Below are 14,974 nucleotides of genomic sequence, written 5' to 3' on the forward strand. Positions count from 1 at the left end.
AACCCTATTCGGCGAAGACCCGACCACGGTCGAGAGCCGCCGCCGGGAAAATGCGTCATCGGGCGTCGTGTCTCAAGCCTTGATCTCTCGCCACTTGCGGCCGTCACGATGCATCAGCATCAGCGCATCCTCGGGCCCGTTCGAACCGGGATCGTAGGGTTTGGGCACATCGCCGCGCCGTTTCCAGCCCGCGATGATCGGGTCGGTCCAGGCCCAGGCTGCCTCAACCTCGTCACCCCGCATGAACAGCGTCTGGTTGCCCCGGATCACGTCCATGATGAGCCTTTCATAGGCATCCGGCACCTCTTCTGCATCCGGCCCCAGCGCTTCGGCGAAGGTCATGTCCAGCGGCACGTCGACAAGGCGCATGCCGCCCGGTCCCGGCTCCTTGATGGTCACGCCGAGCGTCATGCCTTCGTTCGGCTGCAAGCGGATCGCCAGCACGTTGCGGTGGGTGCCCGCTTCGGGACCGAAGATCGAATGCGGCGCGTCCTTGAAGACCACAGCAATCTCGGAGGTGCGCGAGCGCAACATCTTGCCGGTGCGCAGGTAGAACGGCGTGCCCGCCCATCGCCAGTTGGAGATATGGCATTTCAGCGCAACAAAGCTTTCGGTCGTCGAGCGCAGGTCGTCCACATGGGTCCTGTAGCCCGGCTGTGTGTCGTCCGCTTCGTACTGCCCACGCACGACCTGGTGGTGGTCCACTGGGTCCAGCGCCCGGATCACCTTCAGCTTCTCGTCGCGCACAGCGTCAGGATTGAACCGCGCAGGCGGCTCCATCGCGATTAGACACAGGAGCTGCATCAGGTGATTCTGCACCATGTCCCGCATCGCGCCGGACGTGTCGTAGTAGGAACCCCGGCCCGCCACACTCACCGTTTCGGCCACGGTGATCTGTATGTGGTCCACGTACTGCGCGTTCCACAGGGGCTCGAACAGCATGTTCCCGAACCGCACGGCCATGAGGTTCTGAACCGTCTCCTTCCCGAGGTAATGGTCGATCCGGTAGATCTGTGTCTCGTCGAAATGCTCGGCCAGCGTGGCGTTCAGCGCCTTTGCCGTCTCAAGGTCCTTGCCGAACGGCTTTTCGACCACCACGCGGCTTTCGTCGTCGGCAAGTCCAAAGCTGCGCAGCCGTTCCGCCAACGCCCCGAAAAGCGACGGCGCGACCGAAAAATAGAATGCCCGCACCACGCCATCCCTGAGCCGCCCTTTCAGCGACTCCCAGCCGGTTTCGCCCGTGGCGTCCACGTGCTCGTAGCCGACCCGCTCAAGGAAGGCCTCGGCCAGCGCTTCGTCGGCCCCCTGTGCGCCGCCGAACTCCCGGATCGCCTCGGCGACCGTCTCGCGAAACGCCGCGTCGTCCATCTCGGACCGGGCGGCGCCGATGATACGGGCATCCTCTGGCATCTGGCCCGCGCAAAAACGGCGGAAGAGGCCGGGCAAAATCTTGCGGCGCGCCAAATCGCCTGTGCCGCCGAAGATCACGAGGTCGAAACCATCCACAGGAATGACACGAGACACCATGGCAAAACATCCTTTCAGTTCCGCAGCATCGTTAGCGCTAACGACCTGTCGAGCACGACGTAGCCCATCTGTTGCACAGAGTCTAACAGCGATCTTGCCCTTCACAAAGGCGTGGGACCAAATTGTCTTGTCGGCCCAAGAGATGCATCATCTTCTGGCACGGTCGCACAGCACGGAGAGCCAGATGAAAGACGCCAACCTCGCCAACGAGGGCAAATTCAGCGATCCGTACGTGACCGCGAAAGGCGAACCCCGGGCGCGTGTCGCGCTGACGGACCCTCAGACGCTCTGGTTTAATACAGGCACGCTCTGCAACATCACATGCGCCAACTGCTACATCGAAAGTTCGCCCGAGAACGACAGCCTCGTCTACATCACCACCGCCGAGGTCGAGAGCTATCTCGACCAGCTCGAAGATCGCGACTGGGGCGTGCGCGAGATCGGATTCACCGGCGGCGAGCCTTTCATGAACCCCGAAATGATCGCCATGACCCGCGCCGCGCTCGAACGTGGGTACGAGGTGCTGATCCTCACCAATGCCATGCGCCCGATGATGCGCCCCCACGTCCAGCGCGGCCTTAGGGAGCTTCAGGCGGAACACGGCGACCGGCTGAACCTGCGCATCTCGCTCGACCACTATTCCGCCAGCCAGCACGACGCAGAGCGCGGCGCGGGAAGCTTTGCCAAGACAATCGAAGGCATGCGCTGGCTGCGTGACGAGGGGATCAGGATGGCCGTCGCCGGACGCACCCTTTGGCACGAATCCGATGCCGGGGCGCGGCAGGGTTTTGCCGATCTGTTCGCGCTCGAACACTTCGACATCAACGCGACCAACCCGGGCCAGACCGTGCTCTTCCCCGAGATGGACGAGACCGTCGAGGTGCCGGAGATCACGACCGCATGCTGGGGCATCCTCGGCAAACAGCCGTCCTCCGTGATGTGTTCGTCCTCGCGCATGGTTGTGAAACGGAAAGGCGCCGACCGCCCCGCCGTCCTTGCCTGCACGCTCCTGCCCTACGATGCGGAGTTCGAGCTTGGCACCACCCTGGCGGAGGCCGAGGGCGAGGTCGCCCTGAACCATCCCCATTGCGCCAAGTTCTGCGTCCTCGGCGGGGCAAGCTGTTCGGCCTGAGGTACGCGATTCTCGGTCAGCAAATCATCCCCAACGTGTAAGCCGCCGCGGTGCAAGCCTTTTCGGCGGGCCATTGCCTGCCGGCTTCCTTTCGCCACTTGCAGCACTCCGCCCCGCGTGTCACCAAAACCCCGCACGAGGAGACGCGCCATGACCACGCCCCGCAAGATCATCATCGACACAGACCCCGGGCAGGACGACGCCGTCGCGATTCTGCTGGCCCTCGCCTCTCCCGAAGACATCGAGGTCCTCGGCGTCACCACGGTCGCGGGCAACGTGCCGCTGGACCTGACCACCCGAAACGCTCGGATCGTCTGCGAACTGGCAGGCAAGCCAGAAACCCGGATCTTCGCGGGTTGCGATGCACCGTTGGCCCGGCCCCTGGTCACCGCCGAACATGTCCATGGCAAGACCGGCCTCGACGGCCCCGTTCTGCCCGAACCCACGATGCCCGTCGCCGACCAGCACGCGGTGGATTTCATCATAGACACCCTGCGCGCCGAGGCGGCAGGCAGCGTCACCCTCTGCCCCCTCGGACCGCTTACGAACATCGCGACTGCGTTGCAGAAGGCCCCCGACATCGCATCGCGCATCGCCGAGATCGTCCTGATGGGCGGCGCCTATTTCGAGGTCGGCAACATCACGCCCACCGCAGAATTCAACATCTACGTCGACCCGGAGGCCGCCAAGCTCGTGTTTGCCTGTGGCGCGCCGATCACCGTCATGCCGCTGGATGTCACCCACAAGGCACTGGTGACAAAGCCCCGCAATGATGCCTTCCGCGCGCTCGGAACACCGGTGGGCCAAGCTGTGGCCGAGATGACCGACTTCTTCGAACGCTTCGACAAGGAGAAATACGGCTCCCTCGGGGCCCCCTTGCACGACCCTTGCGTGACGGCCTACGTGATTGCCCCCGACCTGTTCAAAGGCCGGCACATAAACGTCGAGATCGAGACCGCCTCCGACCTCACCCTCGGCATGACCGTCGCCGACTGGTGGCGTGTCACTGACCGCGCGCCCAACGCGACCTTTATGGGCTCCATAGACGCGGACGGCTTCTTTGCCCTGCTCACCGAACGGCTGGGCCGACTATGACAGTTCGAAACATGTGCGTGCGGAAGCAGGATGGCAGCGCTCGTGGACGCGCCCTGTCACTTTTTTTGGCCGGTGCCGGGTTTGCTATGCGACAGGATGCAACAGACCCCTTGTCTTGCGCGGCTCCGGACCCCTTTGCTCTGATTGCGGCCTCTGCCCGTTGGACGTCCGCATGAAATCCCTGCACCTCGCCACTGCCGACGATCTGCCGAAATTGCTCCCCATGGTGGCCGGTTTTCATGCGGAAATGGAGTTTGGCACGGATGCCGAGCATCATCGGGCCGCGATCCAGCCGTTGCTCGACGGCTCTCCGCATGGCGCGATCTGGCTGATCGGACCGCGTCGGGCTCCGGTCGGGTACATCGCTATTACTTTCGGTTGGTCGTTGGAATTCGGCGGGCTCGACGCCATCGTGGACGAGATCTACATACGGCCCGCCGTTCGCGGACGAGGCATGGGCGGCGAGGCGGTGCATGGCATCGCCATGGCACTGAAGGACGCGGGTGTCCGCGCCCTGCACCTTGAGGTCGACCGCGAAGACGACAAGGCCCAGACCTTTTACGCCCGCAACAAGTTCAAGGCGCGCGATGGTTACATCTTCATGTCTCGCGTGCTCTGACACCACACCGGGGACGTGCTCCTGCAGCGCGGCATGTCACGCACATCTTCCGGTCCAGTGCGTTGGCGCGCGCATAGGGAAAGCGATACACCGCTGCTCCCCCTGTCAAGCGGCCCCCTGCCCGCCTATATTTCGGTCATGACCCTGCATATCCCGTTCGACAACAGCTACGCCCGCCTCCCCGAAGGTTTTGCAGCCCGCCTGCCTCCCAGCCGCGTGGCGCGTCCCAGCCTGATCGCCTTCAACCACCCGCTTGCGGAAAGCCTCGGGATCACCGGAACGCGCGACATGACCGACGACGCGTTGGCCGCGCTCTTCTCGGGCAACGCGCTGCCGGATGGTGCGGAGCCACTGGCGCAGGTCTATGCCGGGCATCAGTTCGGCGGCTATTCACCGCAACTGGGCGACGGCCGCGCGCATCTTCTGGGCGAGGTGCTGACCCCCGACGGCCGCCGCGTCGACATCCAGTTGAAGGGATCGGGACCGACTCCCTTTTCGCGCCGTGGCGACGGGCGGGCGTGGGTCGGTCCGGTCATCCGTGAATACCTCGTATCCGAGGCGATGCATGCGCTTGGCATTCCGACCACACGTGCGCTGGCCGCGTGTCGCACCGGAGAGGAGATCATCCGCGACCGCCCTCTGCCCGGCGCCGTCTTCACCCGCGTCGCGTCCAGCCACATCCGCGTCGGAACCTTCCAGTACTTCGCGAACCTCAAGGACCATTCGGGCCTCCAGACGCTGTTCGATTACACCGTGGATCGCCACTATCCCGACGCGGGCTCTCCGACCGACCTGCTCCGCGCCGTGATCCGCAGGCAGGCCGCGCTGGTGATGCAATGGATGTCCGTCGGCTTCATCCACGGGGTGATGAACACCGACAACTGCACGCTGTCGGGCGAGACCATCGACTATGGCCCCTGCGCCTTCCTCGACGCCTATGACCCTCGCAAGGTCTTCAGTTCGATCGACACCTACGGGCGCTACGCCTATGCGGCCCAGGCTGACATCATCGTCTGGAACATGGCTCAGTTGGCGACCGCGCTGATTCCCCTGATGCAGGATCAGGAAGCGGCGGTAGAGACCTTCACAAAGGAGGTCCACGCCATGCCGGACCACCTCCAGGCTGAGTGGTTGGCCCGATTCTCCGCGAAACTGGGGATTGACGCCCCACGCGACGGGGACGGTGCGCTGATCGGCGAGCTGTTGCAGCTCATGCAGGCGGGCGGGTCCGACTTCACCAACACTTTCGCAGCGCTGAGGCTCGGATCGGCCCGGGATGAGATCGCTGACCGCGCGGCCTACGACCATTGGCACCGCCGCTGGCAAGACCGCCTGTCGGAAGAGGACGATCCGCAGGCCGTGCTCTCTGCCGCGAACCCGTTTGTCATTCCGCGCAATCATCGGATCGAGGAAGCGATCCAGGCAGCGGCCACTGGTGATGACAGCGTTTTCAATATGTTGCGCGACGCGCTTGCCAAGCCGTATGAACTTTCGGAGGACTATTACTACCTGACGCGGCCGCCGAAAGAGGATGAAGTCGTCACCGCCACCTTCTGCGGTACGTGATAACTCGGCACAATCGTGAGGGGCCTTGGCAGCCCCTCGCACAGCATTTGATCGCGCCTTGGAAGCTCGGCGCCTGCAGTAGTGGCGCAAACGACAGCTTCGTTTCTGGGAAAAATGCCGTTGCGGGCCCGCTTTTTGCCAAGCCAGTCGGCAGCGTAGGGGCACGCACGAATCCGTCACTCGATACGCTGACGCGCCTACCCAGAAACGTGTCAGTCCGACTTGAGTGAACCTGTGTCGCGACCGGCGGAGGCGAGTCCTTCGGGACCAGCGGGTTCGGCCAGCGGCGAAGGTCGCTTTCGCCGGTTGATCAGAACGATCCCCACGGCCACCAGCCCAAGCGCCAGGATGAATTGCGGGCCGACCGGTTCTGCGAAGATGAGCCAGCCGAACACAACCGCCAGCACTGGCGAGAGAAAGCTGAACGATGCGATATCGGAGGCCGGGTAAATCGTCATCAGCCATAGCCAGAACAGGAAGCCCATGCTTGCCACCAGCACGCCATACCCCAGCGCCGAATAGCTTATCCAGTCCGGGGTCCGGATCAGTGGCCCCATGAGCGGTGCGACGCACAGAAGGATCACGCTCGACACCGCAAGCTGCCAGAACAACTGCCCTTCGGCAGGGAGTTGCGATACCTTCGACAGGCGGACCGTGAGTGCAATCCCGGCCCAGCACCAGCAGGCGCAAAGGGCCAGCAGATCACCCAACAGGTCGCCCCCGGCCCGGCTTTGCGGATCGGCAAGCGCCCAGGCCACGCCAGCCATGGCCAGCCCGAGCCCAGCCGTGCGCCGCAGGGACAGCCGTTCGCCCGGAAGGGTCAGATGCGCCACCACCGCCAGCCAGACCGGCATCGAGTAGAAGAGGATCGAGGCCCGCGAGACGGAGGTCATGTCCAACGCCTTGAATAGAAATATGAACTCCAGCCCGAAGAGAGAGCCCAGAAGCAGACCCGGCCAAAGCGTCGCCGTCAAATTGCCCATGCGGCGGCGGCGCATCACCACCCAGAGGGACAGCACCGCCAAGGCCAGAAGTGACCGTAGTCCGGCCCCGAACACCGGGCCGAATCCGGCATTGGTCAGCTTGATGACGACCTGATTGAAGGCGAGCGCCACGGCAAAGGCCGTCAAACCGGCCGCTCCGGGCAAATCCATAGAGCTCTTGCGTTCCATGCCTTCCCAGACACCCGATCACGCTCCGGGTCAATCCCCGGTGCGACACCCGGCTCCGTTGGCAGGTCGGTTCCGGTCTCCAAGACGCCGCGCGCCTCTTGGCCTTCGCCACGCGATTGCCTACAACGGAGGACACGCAGTCATAACCTTGCCGGACCGCACATGCCCGACACCATCACAGAGCGTTGCGCCGCGCAGGGTCTGCGCATGACAGGCCAGCGGCGCACAATCGCGGAAGTGCTTGAAGACGCGACAGATCACCCGGATGTGGAAGAGCTTTATGCCCGCGCCTCGACCCGCGATCCCAACATTTCGATTGCGACGGTCTACCGGACGGTGAAGCTGTTCGAAGAGGCCGGCATTCTTGAAAAGGTCGATTTCGGCGACGGCCGTGCGCGCTACGAGGACGCCGACCGGGAACACCACGACCACCTGATCGACCTGACCACCGGAGCGGTCATCGAGTTCGTAGATGAAGAGATCGAAGCCCTGCAGGAAAAGATCGCAGAGAAGCTCGGTTACCGGCTGAAGGGCCACCGGATGGAACTGTACGGCACCCCGATCAAGAAGCGAAAGTAAGACCCGCGCGCCGGTTCGGGTGCGGACTATTCGATGCGGTCAGCCCGACAACGCAGTGTCCCGGCGCAACTCCCGTTTGATTGGACCGCCGTGGCCCTCACTCTCATCGCCAAGTCCGACCGGTCGCCACTCGGGCCCGCCCACCGCAGGGTCGGCAAGCCAGCACTTTGCCGCAACAGACCTCAGGCGAGGATGATGTTCACCCGTCGGTTCTGCTTGCCCTTGTTCTCGATCTTGCCGAGCTTCACGGCCCCGATTTCGCCGGTACGGGCCACATGCGTGCCCCCACATGGCTGGAGATCCACCTGTTCGGTGCCAGTGCCGATACGGACGAGCCGGATGCGCCCCGCCCCGCGCGGCGGCTGGACCGACATGGTCTTGACCAGTTCCGGGCGCGCGTCCAGTTCATCCTCGGAGATCCAGCCATCGGTCACTTCCAGGTCGCGGTCGACGAGGTGGACCAATGCCTGTTCTATCCCGTCTCTGTCGGACGGCGGTTCCGGCATGAGGAAGTCGAGCCGTCCGGTCCCTGCTCCGATTTGGCCGCCGGTGACCGGTAGCGGGATGACGACACTGAGCAGGTGAAGCGCCGTGTGGACACGCATGTATTTGTGGCGCAGTTCCCAGTCGAGGATCTGGACCACATGGGCGCCGAGCGGCGGCAGCGGCGCAGGTTCGGCCGGGACGAGGATACTGGAACCGCCCTCGCCCCTGACGGTCGTGGCAATGGCCAGCGAACGCCCATCCCATTCGAGCCAGCCGCTGTCTCCCGGCTGCCCGCCGCCCTTGGGGTAGAAGAGAGCGGGTTCGACGACAACGCCGCCCTCTGGCGTTTGGGCGACCACGACACCGGGCGCGTCGCGCCGGTACGTGTCCTCGCCGTACAAGTGGTCCGTCATCTACCTGTCTCCTTCTCCGGTGTCGCCCGACGGTTCGCCATCGTTACCCGGCGGCTCGGCTCCGGCGGCGGTGCCTGGCCCGCCCTTCTGTGTCGGTATGACGGTGGCCTCTCTGGCCGGCTCCTTGGGCTGCCGGCCGCCGCCGGGCGACAGCACCTCCGGATTGCGGAGCCAGATGTCGCGCTGCGCGAACGGCACCTCGATCCCGGCCTCCCTGAAGGCCTCCATGATCTGATGGCGCATGTCGGTGCCCACCACCAGCACCTGCCCCACATCGCGCAGGATCACCCTGATCTCGAAATCGAGCGAGTCTGCTCCGAACCCCGCGAAGTTGATGAACGGCTCGGGGTTCATCAGCACCATGTCGTGACGGCGCGCGATGTCGAGCAGGATCTTCTCCACCTTACGCGTGTCGGTGCCGTAGGCCACGCCGACCGACACGATGAGCCGCCCGAGCGAGTTGCCACGCGTATAGTTCGACACGGTGCCAGAGATCAGGTCAGCATTGGGAACGATTAGGTCGAACTTGTCGAAGGTCTCGATCCGGGTGGAGCGGACAGAGATGTCCTTGACGATGCCATGCGTGCCGTTGACCTCGATCCAGTCGCCCTCGGAAATCGGGCGTTCGATCAGCAGGATGATGCCCGAGACGAAGTTGGAGACGATGGTCTGGAGACCGAAACCGATACCGACTGACAGTGCACCTGCGACGATGGCAAGCGACGATAGGTCTAGCCCGCCGGCGGTGATCGCCACGACACCGGCAAGGAAGATGCCGATATACCCGATACCTGAAGTGATCGCCGTCTGCCCGCCCTTGTCGATCTTGGTCTTCGGGAGCACGGAGGACTTGAGCGCGCCCTGCAACAGGCGCGTCAGCATGAGGCCGACGACAAAGACGATGATGACCACGAGGAAATCGGTCGGCGAAATCCGGGTGTCGCCAAAGACAAAGCCTTCGCGGAACCGCGTCCAGACCTCGGACAAATCGGCGCTGCGCGCGCCCCAGATCAAAGCGAGGAACGGCAACGCGGCGGCGCTCAGAATGAAACCCGCGAGAACCGGGATCAGACCATCGCCTTCCGTGTGTGTCGACCCGTTGATCAGTTCCGACAGGTCGAAGATGAACCGCTGGAGAACGAGGACGATGAACACCAGAGCGAGGGTGGCGATATAGGGGTAGACCGTGGCCTCGCCGAAGCGGAAGTAACCGATCGCCGCCATGCACGTGCCCACGACCGACACCACCATGGCCATCCGGCCCAGCAAGCGTTGGAAGCGCAGACGAAAGGCGGTGCGATCCTCGCCGTCCGACATCTCGGCGTTGCCGTCTAGGGAGATGATCCGCCCCAGTCGGAACAGTGCGAGGCTGGCGATCACCAGCACCGGAAACTTCACCACTGCGGCTGTTTCGGCGGAATAGCTGTCGACTTCGCCAAGGGCCACGACCATCTCGGCGAAGACGTAGACTAACGCCAGCGCATTGGCGAGGCGGCGGGCCTCCCAGCGTGCATTGTCCTTGAGGGGGATGGTGGCGCGGTCGCTGTCCTCGTGGAAGGTCTGGTCGGCCAGCCAGCGTGTGCCCAGCATGAGCGCCGCCCAGTACTGCAATTCGCCCAGCAGGAATTCCCAGCGCGTGCCCGAAAAGCCGGTGGCCTCGACGGCCTCGACCAACGCGTAGATCCCGAGGTAGGGCAGCAGGATCTGGCCCAGGGAAATCAGGAAACGGAAGACACCGGTGCCGCGCCGGGCCTTGCCGCGGACCTGTTCCACACCCATCAGCGCCCAGCGTTTGCCCTGCGCGATCAGCATCACGCCGATCACCATAAGCAGGAGCACCAAAGGCAGGTTGCGCCGCGCCTCTGTCTGGTAGGCAGGCGATGTGACGTTGTCCTTGATCTCCTGCCAGGCACCTTGCCACGAATTGAGCAGATCGGACGCCGCCCTTGTCCAATTGGCCGGATTGAGCGGGCTAGGCCCCAGCGCCAGAACCTCCCGAGCCTGGCGGTCGCGGATGATGCTGTCGATCTGGGAGATGATGCCATCGGCGCGGGTGTAGGCCTCTTCGGCCTGGATCACCGGGGCGCGCAGTTCCGCAAGCTGGCTGTTCAGCGCCTCGCGCCGTGCCGCGATGTCCGCCGGTTCACTGTCCCCTTCCTTGGGCGCGGGACCCAGCGCGTCGATCTGCGCGCGTACCGTGGCAATGCGTGCCTCGTTCGTGCCCTGAGCGGAGAGGAATTGCGCGCGCCAGTCGGCGATCCGGGCACGCATGGTTTCCAGCTCGGTCACGGCCGCGGTGCCAAGGTCCAGCTTCACCTCGTCGGCCCGCGCCCGCAGCTCCCATTCCGTGTAGTCCGGCTGAGCCACGTCCTGGGCCGATACCTCGCCCGCGAACATGGCAAGACAAAGCAGCCCTGCGATCAGGACCCGCGACAATGCCCGTCTGAGATAGGTCATGCGTCTTCGAACACGCCCGGGATGCTGGCAGGTGCGCGGTCCATCCACGCCGGAACGGGCAGGCCCTTGTCCTTCAGGAAGTCGACGTTGAACAGCTTGGACTGATAGCGGTTGCCATAATCGCAAAGTATGGTGACGATGGTGTGACCCGGCCCCATTTCCTTCGCGAGGCGGATCGCGCCCGCGACGTTCACGCCGGACGACCCGCCGAGGCAAAGCCCTTCTTCCTGCAACAGATCGAAGACAACCGGCAGCGCCTCGTCATCGGGCACGCGCCAGCAGAAATCGGGGGTGAAGCCTTCGAGGTTGGCGGTGATCCGCCCCTGCCCGATACCTTCGGTGATCGAGTTTCCGGGGTTTTCCTCGCCGGTGTAGATCTTGTAAAGGCCCGCGCCTTCCGGATCGGCCAGACCGATCTTCACGCCCTTCGGTTGCAGCGCCATGCCGACACCGGCCAGCGTACCGCCGGAACCCACGGCGCAGACAAAGCCGTCCACCTTGCCGCCGGTCTGTTCCCAGATCTCCGGACCGGTGGTCTCGATGTGCGCCAGACGGTTGGCGGTGTTGTCGAACTGGTTGGCCCAGATCGCGCCCTTCGCCTCGGTCTTGGCCAGCTCCTCGGCCAGGCGGCCGGAATAGCGGACATAGTTGTTGGGATTGGAGTACGGCGCGGCGGGCACCAGAACCAGTTCGGCCCCGGCAAGGCGCAGCATGTCCTTCTTTTCCTGGCTCTGCGTCTCGGGCATGACGATGACCGTCTTGAAGCCCATGGAGGCGCCGACCAGCGCAAGGCCGATTCCGGTATTGCCTGCCGTGCCTTCGACGATGGTGCCACCGGGCGCAAGGAGACCCTTCTCCACCGCATCCTTGATGATGTAGAGCGCGGCCCGGTCCTTCACCGACTGGCCCGGGTTCATGAATTCCGCCTTGCCGAGGATTTCGCATCCGGTCATCTCGGAAGCTTTCCTGAGCTTGATCAGCGGCGTGTTCCCAACGGCCTGGGGGAGGTCGGCGGCGATATGCATCAGGGGTCCTTTCGGCTCGCGTGGTCTGGCCCTATGGTTTAGGCGTGCCCCTCCGGGAACTCAAGCATCCGCGCGCAATTCCGGGCGCCGCGCCATCAGGGCATAGAGCAGCATCTGGAGCGGGACGGCGTTGATCTCGCCGGTTTCGATCAGGCGAATGGCGTCGTCGAACTTCAGGACATGGTTGCGAATGTCCTCGTGTTCCTCGTCGAGGCCGCCGGAGAAGCGCGCACTGCTCTCGGAGAGATCGCACAGACCGATGAAATTGTGATAGAACTCCGTGCTGTATCCGGGCGAGGCATAGCCGCCTGACACCCGTATCAGCCGGTCGAGGTCGAGCCGGGCCTCCTCGCGCGTCTCGCGCAGGGCGGCCTCTTCGGGGGTTTCACCGGCGTCGACCATCCCGGCCACCACTTCCAGTACCCATGGGACCGGGTCGCCACGGTGGATCGGGCCGAAGCGGAGCTGTTCGACCAGCAGGATGCAATCGGTCGCCGGATCGTAGGGCAACACCAGCGAGACGTCGTATGCCACGAAGCACTCTCGCCTCAGTTCCTCGCTCATGCCGCCGTCGAAGGTGGGATAGCGCAGTCGAAAGGGCTTCAGGCGGAAAAAGCCGTCATAGCCGCCATCCTCGGCCTTCAGTTCGACGTCGGCAATGGTGCGCGAGGTGCGCAGCGTTTGCGGTGCGCCCTCCGCAGCGATCATCCGCGACCATGCCCGATTGCGGAAAAACGGCAGGAGCGCCCGGACCGATTCCCCCGATTGCGTGTCGAAACGGCCCATCGCTTCGGAGGCGGCGCGCCGCGAGACCTCTCCCCACCGTGCCTGCCAGGCGTCAAGCGACCATGCGTTCCCCTCCGGCCAGCGCCCCACGGGCGGCATGTAGACGAGCGCGTCCGCCGCACCGTCCGCCGTGTCCACCGTCAAGGACATCAGTGCATAGTCGAAGGCGCCTTCGTAGAAGTCCAGACGTGCGATGTCGCGCTCGGAAAGGTCGCGCACAAGTACGCCCTCGGCCCTTGCGTTCTCCTTTGCGATGAGCAGCGGGAAGGATTGGCCCTCGGCTTCGACCACAGCGTGTTCCGGCAGATGCGCCGGCGTCGTATCTGCGGCTCGGCCAAGTACGATGTCCAGAAGGGCCGGATCGCGCAGCGTACCGTAAAAGAACAGGTCGGTCATCGGATCACTTCCATCGCTGACCGGCAACCTCCGCCACCAGACCGGAGACGATACCCCCGATCAGCAGAGTGACGATCACAGTCGGATCGAGCATCTTCAGGCCATAATCCATACCGATCTCGAATATCGAGCCGATGGCTTCGAAAGGGCTGTCGTAGAAGCGCCGGAAGGAACGGTTCACCATCTCGTAGGTCGCCTGCACGAACAACGCCCAGAACGTCAGGGCGATCACGCTGGTGAAGCCGTTCGATATGCCCGAAGCATAGCCCCGCCCGCTGCGCGCGCCTAGAACGAACCAGCCGATCAGCAGGCCGATACTCACGTTGACCGTATCGAATGAGCCAAAATTCGTGCCTTCGGGAAACAGTTGCTTGACCGCCTCCGATGCGAACCACGCAACGACCGCCAGACAGATTGCGGCGACCAGTCTTGCGGCGGTTGGCATGGATCAGGCTGGCCTCTTGATCGTGATCTGGGTCACGTCACAGTTACCGCTGCGGAACGTGGCGGCGCAAGAGGCGAGATAGAAATTCCACATGCGACGGAAACGGTCGTCGAATCCAAGCGAGGCGACCTCGTCCCAGCGGTCGTTGAAGACGTCGTGCCAGCGGCGCAGAGTCGTGCTGTAGCTTTCGCCGAACTCGATGGATTTCACCACCTGCAGCCCTGCGCGCTCAACCTCGCGGCGCAGGACCTCGGGACTGGGCAGCATGCCGCCGGGAAAGATGTATTTCTGAATGAAGTCGACACCCTTGCGATAGACCTCCCACCTTTTGTGCTGGACCGTGATCACCTGAAGCGACGCATTCGCCCCCGGGCGCAGACGGCCGCGCACGCTGTCGAAGTAGACCGGCCAGTACTTCTCTCCCACGGCCTCGAACATCTCGATGGACGCGATGCCGTCGTAGATGCCCTGCTCGTCACGATAGTCCTGCAGCTTGATCTCGACCCGGTCCGCAAGACCCTCGCGCCGCATCCGGTCCCGTGCATAATCGTGCTGCTCTTTCGACAACGTCAGGCCGGTGACGCGCAACCCGCGTTCCCGTGCGGCGTATTCCGCGAAGCCGCCCCAGCCGCAGCCGATTTCGAGGACGTGATCGCCGGGTTGCGCTTCCATCGCGTCGACGAGCGCGGCGTACTTGGCGATCTGGGCATTCTCCAGGCTTTCCTGCCCGGTTTCGAAGAGCGCCGAGGAATAGGTCATCGTCTCGTCAAGCCAGAGGCCGTAGAAGTCGTTGCCGAGATCGTAGTGATGCGCGATGTTCCGGCGCGCCTGCCTCCTGGAGTTTCGCACCATCCAGAAACGGAACCGCTCCCACGTACGGACGAGGCCCTGCCCCGGGAACCCATCGAACAGCGAGTCCTCATTGGCATGCACCAAATCGAGGAAGGCCATGAGGTCCGGCGTCGACCAGCCTTCGTCGAGGTAGGCCTCGCAGAACCCCAGGTCTCCTTCGCGGATCAAACGCGCGAAGATATCCGGATCGTTGAGCTGGACCTCTGCAACCGGGCCGGGTGTGGCACCTTCGGCCCTGAAACGCCGACCGTCCGGAAGGATCATGTCCAGCCGACCGCGCTCCATTCCCTGCGCCATTTCGAAAACGCGGCTGAAATAACGGGGCAGTCCGGTCTGGTTCGCGAGTGAGGTCAGGGCCATGTGCAGCTTTCGATTTTCATTTATTTCGAAGGAGTTTATGCTTGAGAAACAACCCGGCAAGGCT

General features: G+C 63.9%; 13 protein-coding genes. 5 read left to right on the top strand and 8 right to left on the bottom strand.

The annotated features are described in order from the left end of the window. Positions 1-72: 72 nt before the first annotated feature. Positions 73-1,527, bottom strand: coding sequence for a glucose-6-phosphate dehydrogenase (zwf, locus tag ABFK29_RS13000; protein WP_005861004.1), 1,455 nt, complete (start codon positions 1,525-1,527; stop codon positions 73-75). A 184-nt stretch (positions 1,528-1,711) separates the two neighbouring features. Between zwf and ABFK29_RS13005 the strand changes: the two genes are divergently transcribed. From ABFK29_RS13005 to ABFK29_RS13020, 4 genes are all read left to right on the top strand, one after another. Then, positions 1,712-2,659 carry a radical SAM protein gene (locus tag ABFK29_RS13005; protein WP_040604830.1) on the top strand — a complete coding sequence of 316 codons (948 nt, stop codon included), beginning with the start codon at positions 1,712-1,714 and terminating at the stop codon, positions 2,657-2,659. Between the two features lie 150 nt (positions 2,660-2,809). Then, entirely contained in the window at positions 2,810-3,754 is a 945-nt protein-coding gene (locus ABFK29_RS13010) for a nucleoside hydrolase (protein WP_005861008.1), read from the top strand. Positions 3,755-3,926: 172 nt separating this feature from the next. After that, the gene (locus ABFK29_RS13015) at positions 3,927-4,373 is read left to right on the top strand and encodes a GNAT family N-acetyltransferase (RefSeq protein ID WP_005861010.1); all 447 of its coding nucleotides are present in this window, start codon (positions 3,927-3,929) and stop codon (positions 4,371-4,373) included. 138 nt (positions 4,374-4,511) lie between these two features. Then, on the top strand, positions 4,512-5,939 hold the full coding sequence (locus ABFK29_RS13020; protein ID WP_005861012.1) for a protein adenylyltransferase SelO: 1,428 nt from the start codon (positions 4,512-4,514) through the stop codon (positions 5,937-5,939). Positions 5,940-6,151: 212 nt separating this feature from the next. Here the strand turns inward: ABFK29_RS13020 and ABFK29_RS13025 are convergent, their stop codons facing one another. Further along, positions 6,152-7,111, bottom strand: coding sequence for an EamA family transporter (locus tag ABFK29_RS13025; RefSeq protein ID WP_050772449.1), 960 nt, complete (start codon positions 7,109-7,111; stop codon positions 6,152-6,154). A 162-nt stretch (positions 7,112-7,273) separates the two neighbouring features. Between ABFK29_RS13025 and ABFK29_RS13030 the strand changes: the two genes are divergently transcribed. Next, the gene (locus ABFK29_RS13030) at positions 7,274-7,690 is read left to right on the top strand and encodes a Fur family transcriptional regulator (RefSeq protein WP_005861016.1); all 417 of its coding nucleotides are present in this window, start codon (positions 7,274-7,276) and stop codon (positions 7,688-7,690) included. Between the two features lie 182 nt (positions 7,691-7,872). Here the strand turns inward: ABFK29_RS13030 and ABFK29_RS13035 are convergent, their stop codons facing one another. Genes ABFK29_RS13035 through ABFK29_RS13060 form a run of 6 tightly spaced genes read right to left on the bottom strand, consistent with a single transcriptional unit; the run spans position 7,873 to position 14,910 of the window. Beyond that, the gene (locus tag ABFK29_RS13035) at positions 7,873-8,589 is read right to left on the bottom strand and encodes an alanyl-tRNA editing protein (RefSeq protein ID WP_005861018.1); all 717 of its coding nucleotides are present in this window, start codon (positions 8,587-8,589) and stop codon (positions 7,873-7,875) included. Then, a complete protein-coding gene (locus ABFK29_RS13040) occupies positions 8,590-11,046 on the bottom strand; it encodes a DUF3772 domain-containing protein (protein WP_005861020.1) in 2,457 nt (818 codons plus the stop codon). After that, positions 11,043-12,071 (bottom strand): cysteine synthase A, encoded by a 1,029-nt coding sequence (locus ABFK29_RS13045; RefSeq protein WP_005861022.1) that lies wholly within the window; start codon positions 12,069-12,071, stop codon positions 11,043-11,045. The genes ABFK29_RS13040 and ABFK29_RS13045 overlap by 4 nt, the downstream gene beginning before the upstream one ends. A gap of 60 nt (positions 12,072-12,131) precedes the next feature. Further along, positions 12,132-13,253 (bottom strand): NUDIX domain-containing protein, encoded by a 1,122-nt coding sequence (locus ABFK29_RS13050; RefSeq protein ID WP_005861024.1) that lies wholly within the window; start codon positions 13,251-13,253, stop codon positions 12,132-12,134. A gap of 4 nt (positions 13,254-13,257) precedes the next feature. Next, entirely contained in the window at positions 13,258-13,698 is a 441-nt protein-coding gene (locus tag ABFK29_RS13055) for a TrgA family protein (RefSeq protein ID WP_005861026.1), read from the bottom strand. 3 nt (positions 13,699-13,701) lie between these two features. Further along, positions 13,702-14,910, bottom strand: coding sequence for an SAM-dependent methyltransferase (locus tag ABFK29_RS13060; protein WP_005861028.1), 1,209 nt, complete (start codon positions 14,908-14,910; stop codon positions 13,702-13,704). Between the last annotated feature and the right edge of the window lie 64 nt (positions 14,911-14,974).

Origin of the sequence: Sagittula stellata E-37 (assembly GCF_039724765.1) — a bacterium.
In the GTDB taxonomy this organism is placed as follows: domain Bacteria; phylum Pseudomonadota; class Alphaproteobacteria; order Rhodobacterales; family Rhodobacteraceae; genus Sagittula; species Sagittula stellata.

What these genes read in the sequence shown, in the direction of transcription:
- zwf (WP_005861004.1), bottom strand. Translation starts at nt 1,527, where the DNA reads ATGGTGTCTCGTGTCATTCCTGTGGATGGTTTCGACCTCGTGATCTTC.
- ABFK29_RS13005 (WP_040604830.1), top strand. Translation starts at nt 1,712, where the DNA reads ATGAAAGACGCCAACCTCGCCAACGAGGGCAAATTCAGCGATCCGTAC.
- ABFK29_RS13010 (WP_005861008.1), top strand. Translation starts at nt 2,810, where the DNA reads ATGACCACGCCCCGCAAGATCATCATCGACACAGACCCCGGGCAGGAC.
- ABFK29_RS13015 (WP_005861010.1), top strand. Translation starts at nt 3,927, where the DNA reads ATGAAATCCCTGCACCTCGCCACTGCCGACGATCTGCCGAAATTGCTC.
- ABFK29_RS13020 (WP_005861012.1), top strand. Translation starts at nt 4,512, where the DNA reads ATGACCCTGCATATCCCGTTCGACAACAGCTACGCCCGCCTCCCCGAA.
- ABFK29_RS13025 (WP_050772449.1), bottom strand. Translation starts at nt 7,111, where the DNA reads ATGGAACGCAAGAGCTCTATGGATTTGCCCGGAGCGGCCGGTTTGACG.
- ABFK29_RS13030 (WP_005861016.1), top strand. Translation starts at nt 7,274, where the DNA reads ATGCCCGACACCATCACAGAGCGTTGCGCCGCGCAGGGTCTGCGCATG.
- ABFK29_RS13035 (WP_005861018.1), bottom strand. Translation starts at nt 8,589, where the DNA reads ATGACGGACCACTTGTACGGCGAGGACACGTACCGGCGCGACGCGCCC.
- ABFK29_RS13040 (WP_005861020.1), bottom strand. Translation starts at nt 11,046, where the DNA reads ATGACCTATCTCAGACGGGCATTGTCGCGGGTCCTGATCGCAGGGCTG.
- ABFK29_RS13045 (WP_005861022.1), bottom strand. Translation starts at nt 12,071, where the DNA reads ATGCATATCGCCGCCGACCTCCCCCAGGCCGTTGGGAACACGCCGCTG.
- ABFK29_RS13050 (WP_005861024.1), bottom strand. Translation starts at nt 13,253, where the DNA reads ATGACCGACCTGTTCTTTTACGGTACGCTGCGCGATCCGGCCCTTCTG.
- ABFK29_RS13055 (WP_005861026.1), bottom strand. Translation starts at nt 13,698, where the DNA reads ATGCCAACCGCCGCAAGACTGGTCGCCGCAATCTGTCTGGCGGTCGTT.
- ABFK29_RS13060 (WP_005861028.1), bottom strand. Translation starts at nt 14,910, where the DNA reads ATGGCCCTGACCTCACTCGCGAACCAGACCGGACTGCCCCGTTATTTC.